The sequence below is a fragment of the Stenotrophomonas sp. YJH_SMC_130 genome (assembly GCF_059369035.1).
Window position 1 is genome coordinate 1 of sequence record NZ_JCAFSH010000015.1, and the last position, 21,069, is coordinate 21,069.

Annotated in this window: 20 protein-coding genes; 7 read left to right on the top strand and 13 right to left on the bottom strand. The window is 63.2% G+C overall.

Annotation, left to right across the window (positions count from 1 at the left end; translation table 11 throughout):
* The 7 genes from AC5P5V_RS14640 to AC5P5V_RS14670 all read left to right on the top strand — a co-directional run.
* Positions 1-439: ClpB D2-like domain containing protein (locus AC5P5V_RS14640; RefSeq protein WP_495215923.1), on the top strand; the 439-nt coding region annotated here is incomplete at its 5' end.
* Between the two features lie 16 nt (positions 440-455).
* Entirely contained in the window at positions 456-1,886 is a 1,431-nt protein-coding gene (cls, locus tag AC5P5V_RS14645; protein WP_236213252.1) for a cardiolipin synthase, read from the top strand.
* A 27-nt stretch (positions 1,887-1,913) separates the two neighbouring features.
* Complete coding sequence (gene ftsH, locus AC5P5V_RS14650; RefSeq protein WP_236213251.1) at positions 1,914-3,797, top strand: ATP-dependent zinc metalloprotease FtsH; 1,884 nt, start codon at positions 1,914-1,916, stop codon at positions 3,795-3,797.
* Complete coding sequence (locus AC5P5V_RS14655) at positions 3,794-6,397, top strand: putative bifunctional diguanylate cyclase/phosphodiesterase (protein ID WP_495215924.1); 2,604 nt, start codon at positions 3,794-3,796, stop codon at positions 6,395-6,397. Before ftsH ends, AC5P5V_RS14655 begins: the two co-directional genes overlap by 4 nt.
* Before the next feature lie 183 nt (positions 6,398-6,580).
* Complete coding sequence (locus AC5P5V_RS14660) at positions 6,581-7,051, top strand: phosphate-starvation-inducible PsiE family protein (RefSeq protein WP_495215925.1); 471 nt, start codon at positions 6,581-6,583, stop codon at positions 7,049-7,051.
* Between the two features lie 7 nt (positions 7,052-7,058).
* A complete protein-coding gene (locus tag AC5P5V_RS14665) occupies positions 7,059-8,024 on the top strand; it encodes a zinc metalloprotease HtpX (RefSeq protein ID WP_236213250.1) in 966 nt (321 codons plus the stop codon).
* 23 nt (positions 8,025-8,047) lie between these two features.
* The gene (locus AC5P5V_RS14670) at positions 8,048-9,202 is read left to right on the top strand and encodes a S1C family serine protease (RefSeq protein WP_236213249.1); all 1,155 of its coding nucleotides are present in this window, start codon (positions 8,048-8,050) and stop codon (positions 9,200-9,202) included.
* Between the two features lie 81 nt (positions 9,203-9,283).
* Here the strand turns inward: AC5P5V_RS14670 and AC5P5V_RS14675 are convergent, their stop codons facing one another.
* From AC5P5V_RS14675 to AC5P5V_RS14735, 13 genes are all read right to left on the bottom strand, one after another.
* Entirely contained in the window at positions 9,284-9,751 is a 468-nt protein-coding gene (locus tag AC5P5V_RS14675) for a lysozyme (RefSeq protein ID WP_170265834.1), read from the bottom strand.
* Complete coding sequence (locus AC5P5V_RS14680; protein ID WP_236213248.1) at positions 9,748-10,224, bottom strand: hypothetical protein; 477 nt, start codon at positions 10,222-10,224, stop codon at positions 9,748-9,750. The genes AC5P5V_RS14675 and AC5P5V_RS14680 overlap by 4 nt, the downstream gene beginning before the upstream one ends.
* Positions 10,221-10,526 (bottom strand): DUF6127 family protein, encoded by a 306-nt coding sequence (locus AC5P5V_RS14685; RefSeq protein WP_020200523.1) that lies wholly within the window; start codon positions 10,524-10,526, stop codon positions 10,221-10,223. The genes AC5P5V_RS14680 and AC5P5V_RS14685 overlap by 4 nt, the downstream gene beginning before the upstream one ends.
* Before the next feature lie 65 nt (positions 10,527-10,591).
* Complete coding sequence (locus AC5P5V_RS14690; RefSeq protein ID WP_236213247.1) at positions 10,592-10,942, bottom strand: DUF2793 domain-containing protein; 351 nt, start codon at positions 10,940-10,942, stop codon at positions 10,592-10,594.
* A 3-nt stretch (positions 10,943-10,945) separates the two neighbouring features.
* Complete coding sequence (locus AC5P5V_RS14695; protein WP_236213246.1) at positions 10,946-11,542, bottom strand: glycosyltransferase family protein; 597 nt, start codon at positions 11,540-11,542, stop codon at positions 10,946-10,948.
* Positions 11,542-13,815 carry a phage tail protein gene (locus tag AC5P5V_RS14700; protein ID WP_236213245.1) on the bottom strand — a complete coding sequence of 758 codons (2,274 nt, stop codon included), beginning with the start codon at positions 13,813-13,815 and terminating at the stop codon, positions 11,542-11,544. Before AC5P5V_RS14700 ends, AC5P5V_RS14695 begins: the two co-directional genes overlap by 1 nt.
* A complete protein-coding gene (locus tag AC5P5V_RS14705) occupies positions 13,815-14,027 on the bottom strand; it encodes a hypothetical protein (RefSeq protein ID WP_120966998.1) in 213 nt (70 codons plus the stop codon). Before AC5P5V_RS14705 ends, AC5P5V_RS14700 begins: the two co-directional genes overlap by 1 nt.
* Positions 14,024-14,251: a hypothetical protein gene (locus tag AC5P5V_RS14710; RefSeq protein ID WP_236213244.1), complete on the bottom strand. Its 228-nt coding sequence runs from the start codon at positions 14,249-14,251 to the stop codon at positions 14,024-14,026. The genes AC5P5V_RS14705 and AC5P5V_RS14710 overlap by 4 nt, the downstream gene beginning before the upstream one ends.
* Positions 14,252-14,269: 18 nt before the next feature.
* Positions 14,270-15,058 (bottom strand): DUF2163 domain-containing protein, encoded by a 789-nt coding sequence (locus AC5P5V_RS14715; RefSeq protein ID WP_236213243.1) that lies wholly within the window; start codon positions 15,056-15,058, stop codon positions 14,270-14,272.
* A gap of 5 nt (positions 15,059-15,063) precedes the next feature.
* Positions 15,064-16,647 carry a hypothetical protein gene (locus AC5P5V_RS14720; protein ID WP_236213242.1) on the bottom strand — a complete coding sequence of 528 codons (1,584 nt, stop codon included), beginning with the start codon at positions 16,645-16,647 and terminating at the stop codon, positions 15,064-15,066.
* Positions 16,644-17,702, bottom strand: coding sequence for a hypothetical protein (locus tag AC5P5V_RS14725; protein ID WP_236213241.1), 1,059 nt, complete (start codon positions 17,700-17,702; stop codon positions 16,644-16,646). The genes AC5P5V_RS14720 and AC5P5V_RS14725 overlap by 4 nt, the downstream gene beginning before the upstream one ends.
* A gap of 20 nt (positions 17,703-17,722) precedes the next feature.
* Positions 17,723-20,428: a coiled-coil domain-containing protein gene (locus AC5P5V_RS14730; protein WP_236213240.1), complete on the bottom strand. Its 2,706-nt coding sequence runs from the start codon at positions 20,426-20,428 to the stop codon at positions 17,723-17,725.
* Complete coding sequence (locus tag AC5P5V_RS14735) at positions 20,428-21,069, bottom strand: DUF6441 family protein (RefSeq protein ID WP_236213239.1); 642 nt, start codon at positions 21,067-21,069, stop codon at positions 20,428-20,430. The genes AC5P5V_RS14730 and AC5P5V_RS14735 overlap by 1 nt, the downstream gene beginning before the upstream one ends.

The following is a 21,069-nucleotide window of genomic DNA, read 5'->3' on the forward strand; positions in this document are numbered from 1 at the left end:
CAACCGCATCGACGAGATCATCGTCTTCCATGCGCTGGGCAAGGAGGAGATCCGCCATATCGTCGGCCTGCAGCTCGATCGTGTGGCCCGCAACGCCGCCAGCCAGGGCGTGACGCTGACCTTCGATCAGACCTTGATCGACCACTTCGCGGAGGAAGGCTACAAGCCCGAGTTCGGCGCGCGCGAGCTCAAGCGGTTGATCCGCAGCGAGCTGGAGACGGCACTGGCGCGCGAGATGCTGGGTGGCGGTATCGGCAAGGGCGATCACGCCAGCGCCCGCTGGGACGACAAGGCCGAACGGGTGGTCTTCGAGCGCCAGGAGCCACCCGCGAAGCCGGCTGAGCCTGAAAAGCCCGATGCCGCGAACGTGGCCGAGGCACCGCCTGGCGACACGAGCAAGCCTGCGCGCAAGAAGAAGTCAGCGGACGGCGAATCTTGAGCGATGGGAGGCTGTCGTGTCCGACCCCAATGGGCTGACATGGGCAGCCACCCTCGTGTCGCTGGCGGTCGCTGTCCCCACAGCGGGGCACGCGGTCATCTACAAGCGTGACCCTCGATCGGCCACGCTGTGGGTACTGCTGATCGCCTTGTTGCCGCTGGCCGGTTCGCTGCTGTATGGGCTGTTCGGCGTCAACCGTTACCAGCGGCGGGCGCGGCGGCTCTTCCCGGGGGCAGATCCTGCTGCTCGGCAGGACCTCTCACCCACGATGCCCGAGGCTGTATCGCCGCCACTTGCCGGTCTGGCCCACCTGGTGGGGCGCGCCACCGGCCAGTCGCTGACCGGCGGCAACCGCATCGAGCCGCTTGTCGATGGCGAGCAGGCCTACCCGGCCATGCTCGCCGCCATCGAATCGGCGCGGTACAGCGTCGCCTTGACCTCGTACATCTTCGACAGCCAAGGCATCGGGGCGCAGTTCGTCGATGCGCTGCGCCGGGCTCATGAGCGCGGCGTGCAAGTGCGGGCGCTGATCGACGACGTGTATGCCCGCTGGAGGCCCCGCAGCGCCTACCGCGCCTTGCAGCGCGCCGGCGTTCCGGTGGCGACGTTCAACCCGACATTGATTCCCGCGCGCCTGCATGCCGCGCATCTGCGCAATCACCGCAAGCTGCTGGTGATCGATGGCGGGACGGGTTTCACCGGCGGCATGAACATCTTCGGTCCGTACTGGCGGCCCGATGCGCCGGGCCAGGCCTGTCACGATTTGCACTTTCGTCTGCGCGGGCCGGTGGTAGAGCATCTGATGCGGAGCTTCACCGATGATTGGTGCGATACCACGGGCGAGCGGCTCAGCAAGGGTTTCTGGGGCGAACCGCCCGTAACGGCTGATGAGCCGGGAACCAGTTGGGCGCGCGGCATCGAGGCCGGTCCCGACGAGGCCCTGGACCGGATGCGCTGGACCTTCATGGGCGCTTTGAGCGCGGCGAAGCATTCGGTGCGCATCTGGACACCTTACTTCGTCCCCGATCAGCCGATGATCGCGGCGCTGAGTACGGCCGCGTTGCGCGGCGTGCGTATCGACGTGCTGACGCCCGCAAACGGCGACCATCCCACGGTGCAATGGGCCGCGCGCGCCCACTACTGGCAGGTGCTGGAGCACGGTGTACGCATCTTCGAACGGCCTGGCCCGTTCGACCACAGCAAGCTGATGCTGATAGACGGCCAGTGGTGCTGCCTGGGTTCGGCCAATTGGGATGCGCGCAGCCTGCGCCTCAACTTCGAGTTCAATGTGGAGGTGTACGACACCGCGCTGTCTACGCGGCTGGAATCCCTTTTTGATGCCGCTCGTGATGCGTCGGGCGAGATATCGGCGAAGGCGTTGCGCGCCCGCCCGCTGGCCATCCGCTTGCGCGACGGGGTGGCCCGTCTGTTCACCCCCATTCTCTAGCGACACGACTTGCGAGGAACATTGCCCATGGAAAAGAAAGATCAATGGAACATTGGCTACTGGATCGTCGCCGGTCTGTTGCTGCTGACGCTGCAGAACGACTGGCAGGCGGCCAAGACCGTCGAGCCCGTGCCCTACAGCGAATTCGAGAAGGCGCTGGCCGAGGGGCGCGTTGCCGAAGTGCTGGTGTCGGACCGCACGGTCACCGGGCGCCTGAAATCGCCGGACAGCCGGGGCAAGACCACCATCGTGGCCACCCGTGTCGAACCCGACCTGGCCGAGCGGCTGTCCAAGTACGACGTGCCCTATGCGCGGGTGGTGGAAAGCACCTGGCTACGTGATGTGCTCTCCTGGATTCTGCCGGCGGTGGCCTTCTTCGGCGTCTGGTTCTTCTTGTTCCGCCGCTTCGCCGAGAAGCAGGGCATGGGTGGCTTCCTGAGCATCGGCAAGAGCCGTGCCAAGGTATTCATGGAGAAGAACACTGGCGTGACCTTTGCCGATGTCGCTGGCGTCGATGAAGCCAAGGCGGAGTTGGTTGAGATCGTCGATTTCCTCAAGAATCCGCAGGAGTATGGACGGCTCGGGGCGCGCATCCCGAAAGGTGTGTTGCTGGTTGGCCCGCCCGGCACGGGCAAGACCCTGCTGGCCAAGGCCGTGGCGGGCGAGGCCGGGGTACCGTTCTTTTCCATCTCAGGCTCGGAGTTCGTCGAGATGTTCGTCGGCGTGGGTGCAGCGCGCGTGCGCGACCTGTTCGAGCAGGCCCGCGGGCAGGCGCCGGCCATCATCTTCATCGACGAGCTCGATGCGCTGGGCCGCGCGCGCGGCGTCGGCGGCCCCATCGGCGGCCACGACGAGCGCGAGCAGACCCTCAACCAGCTGCTCACGGAGATGGACGGCTTCGACAGCTCGGTCGGGCTGATCATCCTCGCCGCCACCAACCGCCCCGAAATCCTCGACCAGGCGCTGCTGCGCGCCGGTCGCTTCGACCGTCAGGTGCTGGTGGACCGGCCCGACAAGAAGGGACGGCTGGACATCCTGAAAGTCCACGTCAAGAAGGTGACGCTGGCTCAGGATATCGATCTCGAACAGGTGGCTGCGCTGACCACGGGCTTTTCGGGTGCAGACCTCGCGAACCTGGTCAACGAGGCCGCGCTGGCCGCGACCCGGCGCAAGGCGCAGGCTGTGGAACTGCAAGACTTCACCGCCGCCATCGAGCGCATCGTGGCGGGCCTGGAGAAGAAGAACCGAGTGCTCAATCCCAAGGAGCGGGAAACCGTGGCCTATCACGAGATGGGGCATGCGCTGGTGGCGCTGGCGCTGCCCGGCACCGATCCGGTACACAAGATTTCAATCGTTCCGCGTGGCATCGGTGCACTCGGCTACACCCTGCAGCGGCCCACCGAAGACCGATTTCTGATGACACGTGCCGACCTGGAGCACAAGATCGCCGTGCTCCTGGGAGGGCGCGCGGCTGAGAAGCTCGTGTTTGGCGAGCTGTCCACAGGGGCTTCAGACGATCTCGCGCGGGCCACCGACATCGCCCGCGACATGATTACGCGCTTCGGCATGGATGAGGGCTTGGGGTACGTTGCTTTTGAGGCACAGAGGCCGCGTTTTCTTGATGCGCCTGAACTGGTACAGGGTGGCTGCCGGGTAGCCGAATCGACTCAGACACGCATCGACCAAGCCATCCGTGACATCGTGATGGGTGTGTTTGATCGTGCATACCGAATTCTCGAAATTAACCGAGAAGTGCTGGAGCGGTGCGCGCGCGAACTGCTCGCACGGGAAACGCTGGATGAATACAGCATCCGGCAACTGACGCAAGGGCTACAGCTCGAATCCCCATGGCACAGTGGTCCAACTGCCGGAGCCATTGCTTCCTCTGTGTCCCAAGGAGCCAGCTCATGAGTGCCAGCATGCATATCGTCTGCCCACACTGCCAATCCATCAATCGCGTGCCAGCCAACAAGTTGGCAGAGAAGCCCAATTGCGGGCGGTGCCAGTACCCGCTGTTCGCCGGAGAACCCATCGAGCTGACCACAGCGACGGTAGAGGACATCACCGATCTCAAAAGGATCGAGCAGGCGCTGAACTCTATGCGCCTACAGCGAGAAGAGTTGGCCAGCCACGTTCCCGGTATGCTTTACCAATACCGTCTTCGTCCGGACGGCAGCTCGCACTTCCCTTATGCCAGCGCGAAGATGCGGGAAATATACGGGGTTGCACCGGAGGATGTTGTTGAAGATGCCACTCCTGCGTTCGCGGCGCTCCATCCTGAAGACCGTGACCGTGTGCATGAAACCATACAGGCGTCGGGGCAGTCACTCGCGCTTTGGCATGACGAGTACCGAGTGCAGTTTCCAGACGGTCGGGTGATCTGGGTCGAAGGCGAGGGGTCGCCTGAAGCCATGCCTGATGGGAGCATTCTCTGGCACGGCTATATCCATGATGTCACCTCACGCAAAAGATCCGCGGAAGAGATTCGCCTTGCGGCTAAAGTTTTTGCGCACGCAGGAGAGGGCATCCTCGTTACCGACGCTCAGGCCCACATTGTCAACGTCAACCGGGCGTTTACCGTGATCACTGGTTATGCGCGGGAGGAAGTATTGGGCCAGACACCCCGTCTACTCCAGTCCGATCACTATGACGATGAGTTCTATCAGACCGTTTGGCAGGCTGTGCGTGAGCACGACTATTGGCACGGAGAGCTCTGGTGCCGGCGCAAGAACGGCAGTCAGCTTGCCGCGCTACTGACGATCAGTGCAGTCCCGGATATGCAGGGCCATATCGAGCATTACGCAGCCATGTTCTCCGACATCACGGCGCTGAAGGAGAACCAGCAACAGCTTGAACGCGTTGCTCATTACGACCTGCTCACCGGCTTGCCCAATCGACTATTGCTTGGAGACCGCCTTAAGCAGGCCATTCGTCAGACACGTCGGCGTGGCATGCACCTGGCGGTTGTCTTCATCGATCTGGATGGATTCAAGAAGGTCAACGACCAGCACGGCCACGCAGTCGGCGACAAATTGCTTTCCGTCCTGTCCAGGCGTATGGCGCAGGTGTTGCGCGAAGGCGATACCTTGGCCCGTCTTGGTGGTGATGAGTTTGTCGCTGTTCTGGTCGACCTGCCGGATGTTTCCATCAGCGTACCAATTCTCGGTCGCCTGATCGAGGTAGCGGCACAGCCCGTACCGATTGGTGACGCACTGTGCGAGGTGAGCGCGAGTATCGGTGTGAGCTACTACCCGCAAGGCGAAGATATCGACGCCGACCAACTGCTGCGGCAGGCAGATCAGGCTATGTATCGTGCCAAGCAAGCCGGCAAGAATCGATATCACGTTTTCGATACGGAGAAGGATCGTACGCTGCGCACCCGTCACGAAGGATTTGACAGCATAAAGAATGCACTGGCCAATGGGCAGTTTCTGCTTTATTTCCAACCTAAGGTCAACATGCGCACCGGTGAGGTGCTGGGCGCCGAAGCCTTGATCCGCTGGCAACATCCGGCGCGTGGCTTGTTATCTCCTGCCTCCTTCCTACCCCTCATTGAGAATCATCCGCTCGGGATTGACGTGGGGGAATGGACCATCGAGGCTGCGCTGACCCAGATCGAAGTTTGGCGCAAGGCCGGCCTTCATGTCCCGATCAGCGTGAATATCGGTGCGCGGCACTTGCTGCAACCGGACTTCATCATGCATCTACGGGGTATGTTGTCACGACATCCCGGCGCCCAGCCGCAAGACCTTGAACTGGAAATCCTCGAAACCAGCGCCGTGGAGGACTTCGCTCAAGTGTCTCAGTTGATGGCGCTGTGCGAGAGGATGGGATTGCGTTTTGCCCTCGACGATTTCGGCAGCGGCTATTCATCGTTGACCTATCTGAAGCGCCTGCCCGCGCACCTGCTCAAGATCGACCAAGGTTTTATACGCGACATGCTCGAGGATCCGGACGATACCGCCATCCTGGATGCGCTACTGGCACTGGCAAGGTCGTTTGGCAGGAACTGCATCGCGGAGGGAGTCGAATCCATTCAGCATGGTGAAATGCTGCTGCGTATGGGATGCGAGTGGGGCCAGGGTTATGCCATCGGGCATCCGATGCCGGCGCATGAATTCGAGCAATGGCTACACACCTGGCAGGTACCCTTATCCTGGAAGGGATTCAAACCTGACAGTCGCTACGCGCTGCCCGTGCCGTTCACATACGTCGACCACCGGGTCTGGATTTCCCAGATGATCGACTATCTGTCAGGTAAGACCCAAGTGCCGCCTCAACCCGAAGCACTCCAATACTGGCGGGATCAAAGTGGCCGCCCTACGTCCTTCGGCAAGGATCCTGATGATCAGGTCGATGTCCTGCATCAGAGTATTCAGCAGATGGCTCACGCCCTGAGTGAAATGAAAAAAGCCGGCCGTGTCGAGGCATTGAGGGCTGGCATCGACAAGTTGCAACATTTGCAGGCGGATCTGCTGGGATTGCTGCCGCCAGACCAGAAGCCGGATTGATGCCATGCATGGGTCAAAGGGTTGACGTGCAAGAGGCTGATCCACCCATCGGCGGCGCCACGGGCGCGCAGGACATTATGCGCTGGGTGGCTTCGCAATTGCCTCGGCAATCCAGGTGTAATCGAGTCGTCTTCTCGGACTCCCCGTTCCATTTACGTTTCATTGAAAGAGAGAGCAACGCTTATGCATAAAGAATCTGGCCACACGGCCCTTGACGAGATGCGCTCCCAGTGGCGGTTGATGACGGTTTACGAGCGCTTCGAGCAGTTCGTTGCCATCACGCTTTCGGGCGTCATCGCGTTGGTAATTGTGATTTCGCTGATTCAGTTGATTCGGCTGGTGTTCACACTGCTCGTCATGGATGCGCTGAATCCACTGGATCATAAGGTTTTCCAGCTGGTGTTCGGTGCCACCATGACGCTGCTGATCGCCATGGAATTCAAGCATTCGATCGTCAAAGTGGCTCTGCGCAAGGAAAGCATCATCCAGGTCAAGACCGTCATTCTGATCGCGATCCTGGCACTGGCCCGCAAGTTCATCATCCTAGAACCCGACGTTGATCCTGCCAAAGTGGCCGCCCTGGCGGGGACGGTACTGGCCTTGGGTCTGACCTATTGGCTCATGCGTGAACGCGATGACCGCAAGAGCGAGTAATGGAGGCATGACCCCCTATGGTCTAGTCGGCCGACACGATGCCAGGTCGAGGCACCGCTGGCTCAATCGCTTTCAAACCGCGCTGCTGGTTTTGACCCTGGTGGGGATCGCAGCTGCCGCTGGCAGTCTGCTGTTCGGCGAGATTGGCCTTTGGCTGGCACTGGCAACATGCGCATTGACCCTGCTGATCGAACCTGTCGCCGCCTCCGCGATGACCTTGCGTCTGTATGGCGCCCGTCCCTTGCGCCCTGATGAAGCCCCCGCAATCTGGTCGCTGTTGCGGGAGTTGGCCGCGCGCGCCGGATTGCCGAATACGCCGGTTCCCCACTATGTGCCCAGCGGCATCGTCAACGCTTTTGCTACTGGTTCGCGACGCCATGCCTCCATTGCCCTCACTGATGGCCTGCTCCGCAGCCTGAGTATCCGGGAACTGCAAGCCGTGCTGGCGCATGAAGTCGCGCACATCGCTCAAGAAGATCTGCGTGTCATGGGCTTGGCCGATTCGATCAGCCGGCTCACGAACCTGCTGGCGTTGTTGGGTCAGGTCGCGCTCCTGATCAGCATGCCAGCCTTGCTGGTCGGTGCAGCAGAAATTAACTGGATTGGCTTACTGTTGTTGGCCGCTTCGCCGCAACTTGCACTGCTCGCACAGTTGGGTCTGTCACGTGTGCGAGAGTTCGATGCCGACCGGATGGCAGTAGAGCTGACGGGAGATCCGCACGGGCTCGCCTCGGCGCTGGCGAAGATCGAGCGGGTGAGCCGCTCGTGGCGAGCCTGGTTGTTGCCCGGCTGGGGGAATCCCGAACCGTCCTGGTTGCGCACGCATCCGGCGACAGAGGATCGTATCGCGCGCCTGATGGCGTTGGCGCCTCAGCCATCGCAGGCCCTGCCGTTCCAAACGGAATATCTCGCGCCAAGGTCGTTCGCCCCGATGCGCCCGCCACGCCGGGGCCTGAGCGGCCTTTGGCGCTAAATCACTCGAAAGGAACCCCCGCCATGGCTTACCACGATCCTTACCCACAACGCCCAGCTCCGGATCATTTCGTCCGGCGGTGGCTCTTCATCACTGCGTGCGTTGCCGCACTCATGCTGTTCTGGCAGTTCCTGCCCGCCATCGAGGCCTGGTTCAGCCCGCGCCAAGCCGCTGAGCGCACCGTCACGCCGCGTGGCGATCTGGCCGCTGATGAAAAGGCCACCATCGAACTGTTCGAGAAATCCCGAGCATCGGTGGTCTACATCACGACGTCCCAACTGGTACGAGATGTCTGGACGCGCAACGTCTTTTCCGTGCCGCGCGGGACGGGTTCGGGTTTCATCTGGGATGACGCCGGTCATGTCGTTACCAACTTTCATGTGATTCAGGGGGCGTCGGAGGCCACGGTCAAACTGGCCGACGGCCGCGATTACCAAGCCGCGCTGGTCGGCGTGAGTCCGGCTCACGATATCGCGGTGCTCAAAATCGGCGTCGGTTTCCAGCGCCCGCCCGCCGTTCCGGTCGGCACCAGCGCAGACCTCAAGGTGGGACAAAAGGTATTCGCCATCGGCAACCCCTTCGGCCTGGATTGGACACTCACCACCGGCATCGTGTCCGCGCTCGATCGATCGCTGCCCGGGGAATCTGGCGGAGTGACCATCGAACACCTGATTCAAACCGATGCCGCCATCAACCCCGGCAACTCGGGTGGGCCGTTGCTCGATTCGGCCGGCCGCCTGATCGGCATCAACACAGCGATCTACAGCCCTTCCGGTGCATCGGCTGGTATCGGCTTCGCCGTGCCGGTGGACACGGTCATGCGTGTGGTGCCACAACTCATCAAGACCGGCAAATACATCCGTCCGGCGCTTGGGATCGAGGTAGACGAGCAGCTCAACCGCCGATTGCAGGCACTGACCAGTACCCAAGGCGTGTTTGTGCTCCGTGTCGCCCCTGGCTCAGCGGCGCAAAAGGCGGGGCTGAGCGGTATCACCGTTGGCCCCGAAGGCATCGTGCCGGGAGACCGTATCACAGGCATAGACGGCGCTCCCGTCGACGATGTCGCCAAACTGCTCGCACGGCTTGACGACCGAAAGGTAGGAGATGTTGTGGTCTTGTCAGTTGAGCGGGCCGGTAAACCACGGGAAGTGCGCGTGGAGTTGCAACCTGGCGCCTGATCTGGAGTTGAGGACTTCTGGGGATCGGCAAAGAATAGCGATGGGATGCATGAAGTATTCGCGCCGCAGAAACTCGATGCCCTACACTTTGGTGTCCAGTAAGGAAATTTCAGCCTCTCGTCGCGCGAAGAGTCCCGGCAGCACTTTGCCGCCACCATAGACCCATCGACGCAGCTCTGTTGCGGCTGCACCCCAGTCTCGTTGGTTGATCCGCCGTCGCAGCGTCGAGGTCTGCAGCCGCCCCGCCCCGAGGTTGAACGTGAAGTCCACGATGGCAGCGAGCCTGCTCTCTGGCTCTGTGGCCAGCACCGGGCAGTAGCGCAGCGTCGCGGCGAGTGCCGATTGCAGGTCGCGCGCCAGATAGACCTCAGCTTCTGCCTCCGTGATCGGCGAATGCTTGGGATCGCAGAGATGGCCGTACCCAATCGTCCAGAACCCTGCTGGGCAGATATAGGGAACGGCAGTGATCTCGATTCCGCGCTTCACCTTACGCTCGAATCCCTCAAAGCGCTTGGCCAGTTCGATGGCCGCCTTCGGCACCTCGATCACGGCCGCACCCGGTCAAATACGCGCCCGAGGAACCAGAAGTTCAGCACCCCGGCCCAGAGGGCTTGGTCTGCCTCCGTCCAGGCATACAGGATGGCAACGCCCCAGCCTGTGCCACCTGTCACAGCGGCGGCGACTGTTGCTGTTTTGGTCGCACAGTACAGCGCCATGAACCAGTAGGTGATGACCGGGCGGACGCTGGAGCTCAGCGCATCGGCCCAGCGCACACCGGTTTTCTCGCCCTGAGTGCGAACCGCTTCGCGCATGGTTTCGATGGCTCCGACGTTCCATGCCGCGTCGGCACCCGCGCCGATTTCCGACATTCGCTGCGCGCCACGCAGTTTCTCGAACTCCAGCGCCTTGTCTTGCATCGCCAGTTCGTGGCCACGTTCGCCTTTACGATCGAGCCATTTGAGGATTTCAGGTGCAAGACGGAATGCCCCGCCGAGGAGGCCACCAAGCAGTGTCTCGATCATTGCGGGCCTCCCATCAGTTTCAACTTGATGGCGGCACCGACTAGCAGTGCGGCCAGGATGCCTGTGGTGATGACCTTGACGGTGGTTTGCCACGCAGTACGGCGGGCATCGCGCCAGGCTTCGAGCAGGTCGCGCAGCTCACGGATGTCGCGTGCGGCGTGGCCGTTTTCCAGGCCAAGGTGGGTCAGGACACGCTCGGCTCCGCGTTCAGCGGCGCGGTCCAGCAGTTCGTCGAAGTCCTCGCGGCGCAAGAGGAGCATGTTCTCGACGAGCGCAGGCTGTTGTTGTTCGGGTTCGGTCATTGCGGTCTCCAGAAATGCGAAACCCGCCTCGTGGGCGGGTTTCTGGTGGGTACGAAGATGGGAAATCAGATGGCGATGCCTGCGCTCCAGCCAGTGGACTTGTAGGCCGAGAGCTTGGCCTCGTCCTCGATGTAGCAAAGCCAGCCGATCTTGGGCGAGTGGAACTCCCAGGCATCGGCAATGCGCACCGCGATCTGGTTGGTTTTGCCTGCCCACACGCCCGTGGCAGCGGCAGGAATGAGGTAGCGGTCACCGTTGGCGGGACTGGCCGGTGGCATGGTCAGGTCGCGGTCTTTCACGGACAGCCCGACCACTGCGCCGAGGCGCTTGAGGTTGGTGTCCATGCCGGTGTCCCAGCCGCTCTCGCCAAGCGTCCAGCCATAGTTGAGTCCAAGGTTCGGGTCGATTGATGACATGGTCTATCTCCAGAGATTCGAGGCTTGGCGAATGCGCCGGACTGCTTCCGGATCGCCGGTTCTGTGGCTTTGCTGCGGGTGCTGTCGCCAATGACGCCCAACGATGGGCAGGTACAGCACGCCGCCACGCTTGGCTACGAGCAGGGTCAGCAACCAGTCGGCGAAGTTGTTGAGGTCAGTGGTTTCCTTGAGCACGGCTTCGACGACGGATCGACGCATCACGATCAGGCCGTGCACGTGGCTGGCGCTGTTGGCGTGTTGCCAACGGCTGTAGGCCAGACGCCGCACGGCGATGTCCTGGCCGCTTTCGTCGGTCAGTGCTTCGTCGGTGTAGGCCATCACGGCTTGCGGGCAGGCATCCAGCGCATCGGCCAGTTGTGTGAAGGCACTGGCTTCGTACAAATCGTCGGGATCGACAAAGGACACCAGCGGCAGCGTGCCTTGTGCATAGCCTGCCGCGCGTGCCTCACCAATACGGCCAGGAATGCCGTGCAAAACGTGCAACTGGATCGGTGCGTCCTTGAGGCTGGCGATGCAGGCCTCACGCCATTCGGCAGGCTCGTTTAGCGTGAGCAGATGAACATCGATGCGCGGCTCCATCACACACCTCCCCAATACTGTCCCCAGCGCAGGCCGTAGCCCGCGCGATCCATGACCCGCACCTGCGGCTGCCAGCTACTCAAACCATCGCGCTCGGCACTGATCTCCACCGTGATGCGGTCGCCCAGCGCACCGGCATCCAGCGCGGCCACTGCTGCCGTCCAGATGTAGGCGGTGCCGAACAGCCCCGTCTCAGTACGAACCAGCACGTTGTTGCGATTGCGGATGTGCACCGTGTAGGTCACGCCCAGTTCTGGCCCGATATCGCCCTCGTCTTGCTGCACGAGGTAGGCGGTCTGCTGAGTGCGGTCGCGATGTGCCCACGCGACGTTGAGATCACCGGCCACAACGGCAGGCTCAGTCTGGCCATTGAGGCGGATACGACCGGGTGGATACGGCAAAGCCTGCCGACCAGCCAGCACCATCGGCTGCCCATTGGCGGCCAACACAGGATCGCCCTGATCGGTCGATGTGCGAGGAATCGCGCCCACAAACATCGATTCGCCCGGGGCGCGTTCGGCACCTTCCGATGCCAGCCATTCGCCGACACCGATCAGCCGACTCCCCAAGGCATGTGCTTGGGGTGTGGTGTCGAGCACACCGCGTGCGAGATCGATGGTCGCGTCGGCGGCATCGAAGGCTAGGATGGCAACTGCCTCTGCAATCGCCCCACTGGCATCCACCAGATAGGCGTAGTCGCCCTCGGCCAGTCTCTCCGGCTGGCTGATGGCCGTCACCGGCATGCCGATGGCATCGACCTCGCTGGCAGTCAAGGCTGCATCAAGCGTCAGCAGTGGTGCGTAGTCTTCGCCCACCACGGCAGTGAGGTCGCCGCCGGACGCGCCGGTAGCCAGTTGCCAATTCAACTGCCCGCTGCCACCGGCGGCGGCCAGCGCACCGAGATAGGTGTCCGTGTCGGTCAGGTAGGCCAGATCTGCGCGCGACAAGCGCCGGGCCAGTTCCCAATACGGCACCTCGACGGCCAGCACCACGGCGGGCGGCAAAGGTTCGATGGTCGGCTCTTCGACGTGCGGTGGCGGGGGCGACAGCACGGTGTTGCTCATCCCGAACACATCTTCCATGGCTTCGATGCGCCACTCGGCCGCGCCCAAGGTGCCGGTGTCGATGCCGGTGACGCGCACCACCATCTGATCCACACCCAAGCGCGGCCAGTTCAGCAGGAACACGTCACCCGGCAATGGCGCACGTTCCAGCGTGTCGCGTGCCACTGTCAGACTCATCCGGGCCAGTGGTGAACCCAAGGCACGCAGGTCACGCAAGGCCAGCCGCGCGGCCAGTGGCCCGTAGTTAACGCCCGGGTAGTCGCGGCGTTGATTGATCACGCCGCCTTGCAACTGGATGGCGGCCAGGTTCTCGACCGTGACGGCAGCATCACCGCCGGTCTGCCAGTCGGTGTAGACCACCGTTAATTCGTTGGGCAGCTCGCCCCACTGGGCGCGCTCGAAGCGTTCCAGCCGCACAATTTCGTCAGGCCCCAACTGCGGCAGGCTGTCGATCCAATAGTCGTCGCGCAGCAGCTTGAGCTCAAACGTGCCTTGCTCCGGGTCGGTGTAGAGGATGCCGCCAATGTGGTCGATGACCTGGCCGATGAAGCTCTCGATGGGCTGCTGGCGCGTCCAGATCAGATTGAGGCCGAAGCCCTCGCTCGACAGGGCCCACGCTGCGTTCCAGAAACTCCAACCGATGGTGCTCTGCGGATAGCCCATACCCCAATGCGGATCGGTGAGGCACTGCACCAGGATGTGTGCCGGGTTCATTCCGACGCTGATCTCATGGCCTTCGTCCTCATCCCAGGTGCGGACTTCAGCGTTCCACTCCATCCACGGAGCATCGAACCAACCCGCCGTGAAGCGACGCACCCGTACCGCCCATGGCTTGATGTAAGGGTTGTTGGCCGCGAAAAGGATCTTGCGTGCCACCAAGGACAGCACGCCCCGGAAGGCTGGAATGGCGCTGCCAAGGCGGCTCATCAGATAGTCGTTGCGTCCCTGTCCAGAGCCACCAGGCAGTACATCGATGTTGCCGACTACGCCACCTTCACGCTCGTCACCACCAAACAGCGTGGGCTTGTTGATGCTGAGAGTGGTCAGGCCGTGCCCGCTGGACAGCGGCGCACGGTCGGCATCACCCCACGCAGTGCGGTCGCCCATCTGGATCTCCTGCACGGCATCGACCGGCCCCTGGCATAGCACCAGGTGCAATCCCATCCGGTAGCGGTAGCCGACGGTTTGCTTCTTGCTGCTGCCACCCATCAGTGCTGCTCCTGCCGGGTGTGCGCACGGGCGTGCTCGACCACCCGCAAGGCCATCGCGTCGCCGGTGTCCAGCAAGGTGTCGGCAGCGCAGCCGTCACGCAGAAACGCGCGGAAGTCCAGGTCGTGGCGCGCGAACCAGACCCGCGTGCCGTTCACGCACAGGCCAACGGCGCGCACATCGTCGATGGTGACGGTTACATCCGTGCTCATTTCTTGCCTCCTTTTTTGCGGATCGGTTCGGCTTCCAGATCGCCGTACCAGACGACGTTGGAGCCACGCAGTAGCACGGTGCCGAACACGACGGGAATCGGTCGGCCTTCTTCTGCGGTGGGGGCATCGACGTCAGACAGGGACGCCGGTTTGGGTTCGGGCGGTTTCGGCGCGAGCGCGACCGAAACCAGCGCCGCCACCACGATGACGACGAGGTACCACATGGCGATTTCTCCAGGGATTCAGAACACGCCCGTCGAGAACGGGTTTTTGCTCGGGATGGCGGGAAAGCCGCCGTAGTTGTCGAGGTTGCCGAAGCGCGACTCGCACGTGGCCGTGCTGTGATCGCAGCCGACCGTCAGCAGCACCTCGGTGCCGACTTCAATGGCCACCGGATAGAGCAACTCCACACCACCACCGTAGTCATTGACGATCATGTGGCGCGCACCTTCCGGGGTTTGCAGCCAGCCACCGGCCAAGCCACCACTGACGCTGCCGGGCGTGCCACCGTCGAGATCGACGTTGCGGCCATTGCTGTTGCTCACCAAGGCGCTGGCAGAAATCGGGGAGGCACCACAGGCAGCCGAATACAGCACGTGGGAACACTTGCGGCTGTAGAGCCGCCGCAACCCGATACGCTTGAGACTGACTTGCGCCGACTCGCAGCGAACGCGAGCGACATCGTCAGCAACTTCGACGCCCAACACCCGGCCCATCCAGCGCGTTCCGGAGATCCACCAGTAGTCGCCCCAGGTGTCGCGCCGTCCGATGCGCAGGGTGATCGAGGTGGTGTCGCCGGTCAGCGAGTTGGCGAGCAGGTGGCGCACCAAATCACAGTTCGGCGGCAGTTTCAGATCCAAGCCAGCCTTCGCAGCTTCAGCACCCAGCGCCAGTTCGTTGCGTTCCAAGGCCAGGCTCTTGTAGAGGTTGCCATCCAGATCAACGTCGAATTCGTGCGGCGTCAGATAGAACTGCGCGCTGTTGCTGGCGAAGGCGTATAGCTCGACTTCCAGCAATGGGCTCTGGCTCATCGTGCTTACTCTCCCTCGTAGGTTTGACGATCATTTCCGCGTGGTTCGGGCAACTGACGTGCTGTCAAAGTGATCTCCAGCAGCGTCGGGCTGTGCCAGTACAGATCGATGGCATCGTGATCCAGGCGGCAGCGCACGAGGCGAATGACGCGGCTGCCTGCGGGCACCCAGTCGTCGTGGCCTGAGCGCAGCACCAGCACACTGCCTTGATCCAGATGGCATGTCGCTGTCAGGGCGTACTGCCGATAGCCGTCTGGATGCACGATCAAGCAGGCGGCGGGGCGATGCCAAAAATCCGAGATTCGCGCGGAGATGTCTTTGCCATCCACGCGCAGGAAGCCATCTTCGGGATCGGCTTCGACGTTCACCCACAGGATCGGGGCCAAGCTATCGGGCAGCCAGAAGGCTTCCAGACGCCCCTGGGTGCGCCACAACCGCGCCCGCCAGATCTCGATTTCATCGAGTGAGCTGGCCAGATAGCGCCGCTGCAAAGTCGTCGTCGCCCACGGATCGTCCCTGCGCACCCACGGATCTGCAGGCGAGAAGTCTTGGCGGGTGATCGTGGCTTGCGCGGCGGCTGTCGGATCGTCACGCCAGTTGCCATCTGGCCAGACCGGGATCTCGTCGAGCCATGGGTCATCGAGGACATCCTGGTCGGGTAGTGGCGCAGGCTGGATCTGTGTGGGGACGTTGCCGCCGACCATGCCAGGCACCCACTGCGTGAGATCCACCGGATCGATGGCCTTGCCCCACACCAAGGGCATGATGGTGCTGCCCACGGCTGCGGCGCGTGCCAAGGGCTCCGTCAGCCAGAGTAGATCGCTTTCCACACGCTCAAGTTGGGCGACTTGCCAGCCATCGGCGGCGATGATCAGCACCCAGCGTCCATTGCTCTCTGTCTCCTGCCAGCCTTGCACCCCGTCGTAGGTCAGATGCACATTGGCCGAAAGTGGCCCGAACTGTCGCCCGTCAGCGTCCGTCACGCTGAGCGCCAGTGCGCCACGTTCGCAGGGCTCGGTCAGGTGCACCGCGTACTGCGGCAGCGGCCACAGCGCCATTTGACCGAGATGATCGGCCAGCCAGTCGGCGACCAGTGCGTCGGTCGGGCGGGCATTGCCCACCTTGTAGGTGAGCCAGCGCCGAGGAACGCGGCGGCGTGCTTGCCGGGATTCGTTGCCGCTGGCCAGCCGTGTGACGCTGGTCTGCCACTCCAGCCGTTCGACCAAGGGCTCGGTCCAGTCGTGGCGGAAGGCAAACACACCGCGTTGCGCATCCGGCCAGGGTTGATCCCCGAAGGCGTCCATGCCAGTGGCGACGACGGCGCTGGATGCGGTGTCCCGGCGCAGCACCTCGACGAGGAATACCGGGGCATCGATGGGCGGCCACGGGTGCGCCAGAGACTCAGCAAGCCAAGTCGCAGCCAAGTTGGGCGGAACCGGTGCAATGGCGGTTTCGGGCGTGAAGGTAGCCGCACGGGCTCCGAACGATGCACGCGACAGCACTTCGCCCTGGAATTCCGGCAGTTCACTTCCGGGCGTCGGCCTGCTGGAGACCTCCGCGAGGTCTTGAGCGATGACGCGATCCGTCATGCCGACTCCACGCCGAACTCAGCGGCATTGAAGGCGGCCTCCGTCCATTGCACGTTGCCGTTCGGGTTGCGTTCGAACAGCGTGCTCTGCCACGCCAGTTGCTCCTGCAGGATGATGTCGGCGCTGGTGGCAGTTTGCGCACCACTGACCACGAGGCCTTTGACCTTGCCCAGCCCCGCATCGGTCTTGCGCGCCAGCATCGTGAGTTGCACGCCGTAGATGGCGGGCGTGGCCATCACCGGCAGCACCTCGACATCGAAGGACTGGCGCAGTCCTGCACTGGGCGCGCTGATCGCCGTGTCCTCGTCCTCGTCGCTCACGGCTTCCCATGCGGCAGTACCGACCGGACTGGCGGTCCACTGGTTCAGGCTGCCATCGGCCTGTGCCTGCAAAGCATCGACACGCACATCGCCCAGGAAGGTGTTGTTGATCGTGCCGGTGGTGTCGGCGATGTAGAAGTCATCGACGTCGATGGTCAGCGGGCACGACTGGCCCGGAACCGCACCCACGAATGCGGTGACCAGTTGGCCACCACCCTGGAGGGTGTTCTGCGCGGTCATCTGGATGGCCAGGATGCCGTTGATGCGCACCGACAGCACGCCGTTGCTGGTGCCTTGCGTGACCTGCAGCTCGATGTAGTGCCAGCCGCGTGCCGGGGCGCTGGCGACCGAGGTCGAGATCAACTGGTCGTAGCCGTATTGCCAGCGGTAGAGCTTGAGCCGCCCATCCTCGCCGATTTTGACGAGGTGGGCGACCTGCGCGTTGGCATCGCGCACGCCCAGCAGCAAGGGCTCGGTGTAGGTGTTCTGGTACGGCACCACGCGAATGGCCGCCCCCACGATCAGGCTGGTCTTGGTGGCGTCGAGGTTCTTGACGTAGCCACCGCCCGAGCCTTCCGGCAAACGCAGGGCATAGGAGGACGGGCGACGGCCATTGATGCGGGTGGCCTGCGGCGACAGATACGCCGCCTTGCCACGCGCGAGCCACGGATCGCCAAAGCTGTCCACGGCCTGCGGGTCGTAGTGATCGAAACCGTCGATGAACAAAAGTGCCATGTGGACTTTCCCCTCAAAATTCAGCCTTGGAGCGCCGAGCGGATGGCCCGCGCGTTGCGCCCGATGATGTTGACGATGACCCGCTCTCCGGCAGGCGACTGCAGGTGGTCGTGGGTCACACCCGGATCGACCGCGTTGACGATGCGCACCGCTTGATTCATCTGCGGCTGTGCAGGAGGCACTTTCACTTCCGGAACCAGCCCACCTGCTGCGAAGGCCAATTCGCCGCCCTTGAAACGCGGGCCTGCCGACAAGCCGTTGAGCGAATCGAGGAAGGCCACACCGACCTGGCGCACGGCGGCAGCACGCACTACGTACTCGCCTGCTGAGAGACGCGCCGGGATCGAATCCGATGTAGCGCTGCCCGGCCCGGAGACCAGACCGCCGCCCGCGAACTTCTTGATGCCGCCCAAGAGCGCCATGACCGCGGCGACCATCGCCACCATTGCGGCAATGGCCAGTCCCGGTCCAACGATGGGAATCGAGGCTTGCGACGCCGCCGCCCCGGCTCCCGCCTTGGCGGCATCCATCGACACCACGGCGGTGGTTTCGGTGGTCTTTTGCGCGACTTTGGCCGCGCTGGCCGCCGCATCGACGGTTTGCTCCTGCTGGATGAAACCGAGCTTGAGCGCCAGCATCCGCGCCTGCATGGCGATCCATTGCTGGAAAGGCTGAATCACGATCTGCTGCAGGAAGGCGTCGGCCACCTGCTGGAACAGGCTGGCCATCGCGCTGCGCCAGGTCTGCGCGCCGGTGATCATCCCGTTGAGCGCGCCTCCAAAACTCTCGCCGATGCGGTTCCACAGCGGGGTCATTTCGTCGACCGTGAGCCGGGTGCGCTCCAGTTCATTGCGCCACGCCTGCACGCGGATCACAGCATCCGGCCCGATGGCCTGCGCCGCCTGTTGCATGGTCGGCAGCAGGCGCTCCATCTCGGTGGCCGATTGCTGCTGCAAGGTCACGATCTGTTGGCGCGCCTGTGCTTCGGTTAGCAGCCCGGCCTGCTGCTGGGTCTGAAGGGCCTCCTGCGCATTGCGCAGACGCTCGGTGACCTGCCGCCATTGGGTTTCCAGTGCGGATAGGTTCGCTTGCGCCGCCTTCACGTTGATCAGTCGGTCAACGAGCGACACGCCGTCGGCATCGCTTTCTGCCGCCAGGCGCGCCCGCAGATCCCGGTAACTGCGCTCGATGGCAGCTTGCCGGTCGGCATCTGTAGCCGTGCCTGTGATCTGTGCCAGTTCCTCACGCGCCTGCGCCAAGGCATCGGCCAGCTCACGCTCGGCTTGCGCGGCCTTGCGCGCATTGGCCTGCTCGATGTCCGTGCGCCGGTTATTGAGCGTGATGAGGTCCGCTTCCGCCTTGGCCACTTCGGCCTTGGCACGCAGGCGGTCGTTTTCCGACTTGCCGTTGGTGGCGATCTGCTGACTGCGGGCCAGCTCCTGCTGCTTGCGGGCGATCTCGGCGTCGACCTCGCGCTGCTCGATGGCCGTTTTCTGCGTGTAGTAGTCGCGCACCGAGATCAGACGATCCTCAAGCGCTGCATCCAGCGCGGTTTGTTGCCGCGCCAGTCCGTCCTTGAGCAGCGCGAACTCGGCGTCCAGCTGCGCTTTCATCAGCGTGGTCTGCGCGCCAGTGGAGTCCTGCGCAGCCTTGCCCGCTTTGGGTTTGGTCAGCCGCTGCAACAGTTCCGGATCGGCCTGAATTCGGGGTGCCTTGACCTCGATGGGTTTGGGGTCGAACAGGCTGTCGCGGAAGGACGCCAGCTCATCGAGCCGCTGGATCAGGCTGCCTTTGAGGTCGGCAATGATGGCCTTGGCCCCGTCGGTGTTGCCCTTGAGCGCTTCGACCGCCGCAGCGACACCGCCACCAATCGCTTCACCCAAGGCGACGAAGGCCTTGCCAACCGTGGCGACACCGAGCGCCAGGGTCTTGAGCACCAGCACCACGCCATCCAGAATCGTGCGCAATGTGCCGCCTTGCTTGGCTGACTCGACCATGCCACCGGCCATGTCGTTCAGGGCGGGCAGCAAGGACGCGATGATCTGGTTGCCAATGCTCTGGGTCGCCAATTTCAGCTTGTCGAGCGCGTCGTTGAAGTTGCCTGCCTGCGCGGCGGTGTCCGCAGACAACTGCAGCCCGAGTTCAGCGGCTTCCTGCTTCAGCGCACCGATGCCATCCCGTCCTTGGTTGAGGAAGGGGATCATTTCGGCACCGGCCTTGCCGAAGATATCGACCGCCAGCGCCGCCTTCTCCGCGCCATCCGGCATGGCCTTGAAGCGATCGGCCAGATCCAGCAGTACCTGTTCGCTGTCGCGCAAGGTGCCGTCCTGGTTCTGGACCGCCACCCCCAGCGCTTCGAAGTTCTGTGCCGATGCCTCCGAGCCGGTTGCGGCCTCCAGCATGCCGGTGGCCAGCTTCTTGAGCCCGGCTTCGAACTTCTCGGTGGACACCGCTGACAACTCGGCGGCCGGCACCAGCAGCGACAGCGATTCGACGGCAATGCCGGTACGCTGCGCCATCTCGTCCAGCGCATCCGCCGAATCGATGCTGGACTTGATCATGGCCCCGATGCCCGCCAGCGAAACGCCCACGCCAAGGTTGGCCAGCACGCCGTTGACACTCTTGGCGGTATCGGTGAGGCCGCCCAAGCCCCGTTTGATCGAGTCGAAGGCGGTCTTGGTCTGGTCGACGGCACTGATCAGGATTTGGGCACGGTTGCTTGCCATCAGACTTTGTCCAGTTCTTGTTGAATCGCCCGCGCCAGGGCAGGCAGCGCGCGTTGCACGCCACCGGCCAGATTGAGTCGGCGCTTGAGATCGACGCGCTTGACCAGCACGGCAATCGGAATTTCCTGGCCGCGCTTGATCTGCTTGGCCCCGGTACGTCCACGCTCGGCGCGCTTGAAGCGGCCCAGTTGCCCGGCGTTCTCTTTGATGTTCTCGGCCATCAGCAGCACGCGGCCGTTCTTCTCGATAAAGAAGGCATTGCCCGAGCGCATCAGGCCATCGATGACCGCCTTGAAGCGTTTGGGGCCGATGCGACCGGGCAGCAGCGGAATCAGCAGATTGCCGCTCACCGTGCCGCCTTTTTCATGCAGACCGAGCCAAGGAATCTTGCTGCCCACCAGCAAGGCGGGCAGCAGTTCGGGCTTCTTGTCGAACACCTTCACGCCCATCGAGGAGATGAAGCTGTTGCGCTTGACGGTGAAGGCACTGCGCATCTCGGATCGCGCCGCATCACGCACTTCACGCCCGCCCGATTGCATGCCCTTTGCGACAGCGGTGTGGATAGCACGACGCCGCTCCGTGCTCCACGCCGCCAACTGGCGCGGGTCCAACAAGCCGGTGGTGGTGAGCGAGAGGCGCAT

Bases quoted from the DNA above. Each gene is read 5' to 3' on its own strand.
- AC5P5V_RS14710 (WP_236213244.1), bottom strand. From the start codon at position 14,251: ATGTGGTACCTCGTCGTCATCGTGGTGGCGGCGCTGGTTTCGGTCGCG.
- AC5P5V_RS14655 (WP_495215924.1), top strand. From the start codon at position 3,794: ATGAGTGCCAGCATGCATATCGTCTGCCCACACTGCCAATCCATCAAT.
- AC5P5V_RS14680 (WP_236213248.1), bottom strand. From the start codon at position 10,224: ATGATCGAGACACTGCTTGGTGGCCTCCTCGGCGGGGCATTCCGTCTT.
- AC5P5V_RS14690 (WP_236213247.1), bottom strand. From the start codon at position 10,942: ATGTCATCAATCGACCCGAACCTTGGACTCAACTATGGCTGGACGCTT.
- AC5P5V_RS14730 (WP_236213240.1), bottom strand. From the start codon at position 20,428: ATGGCAAGCAACCGTGCCCAAATCCTGATCAGTGCCGTCGACCAGACC.
- AC5P5V_RS14685 (WP_020200523.1), bottom strand. From the start codon at position 10,526: ATGACCGAACCCGAACAACAACAGCCTGCGCTCGTCGAGAACATGCTC.
- AC5P5V_RS14705 (WP_120966998.1), bottom strand. From the start codon at position 14,027: ATGAGCACGGATGTAACCGTCACCATCGACGATGTGCGCGCCGTTGGC.
- AC5P5V_RS14725 (WP_236213241.1), bottom strand. From the start codon at position 17,702: ATGGCACTTTTGTTCATCGACGGTTTCGATCACTACGACCCGCAGGCC.
- AC5P5V_RS14715 (WP_236213243.1), bottom strand. From the start codon at position 15,058: ATGAGCCAGAGCCCATTGCTGGAAGTCGAGCTATACGCCTTCGCCAGC.
- AC5P5V_RS14720 (WP_236213242.1), bottom strand. From the start codon at position 16,647: ATGACGGATCGCGTCATCGCTCAAGACCTCGCGGAGGTCTCCAGCAGG.
- AC5P5V_RS14665 (WP_236213250.1), top strand. From the start codon at position 7,059: ATGACCCCCTATGGTCTAGTCGGCCGACACGATGCCAGGTCGAGGCAC.
- AC5P5V_RS14670 (WP_236213249.1), top strand. From the start codon at position 8,048: ATGGCTTACCACGATCCTTACCCACAACGCCCAGCTCCGGATCATTTC.
- AC5P5V_RS14660 (WP_495215925.1), top strand. From the start codon at position 6,581: ATGCATAAAGAATCTGGCCACACGGCCCTTGACGAGATGCGCTCCCAG.
- AC5P5V_RS14700 (WP_236213245.1), bottom strand. From the start codon at position 13,815: ATGGGTGGCAGCAGCAAGAAGCAAACCGTCGGCTACCGCTACCGGATG.
- AC5P5V_RS14695 (WP_236213246.1), bottom strand. From the start codon at position 11,542: ATGGAGCCGCGCATCGATGTTCATCTGCTCACGCTAAACGAGCCTGCC.
- ftsH (WP_236213251.1), top strand. From the start codon at position 1,914: ATGGAAAAGAAAGATCAATGGAACATTGGCTACTGGATCGTCGCCGGT.
- AC5P5V_RS14735 (WP_236213239.1), bottom strand. From the start codon at position 21,069: ATGCGCCTCTCGCTCACCACCACCGGCTTGTTGGACCCGCGCCAGTTG.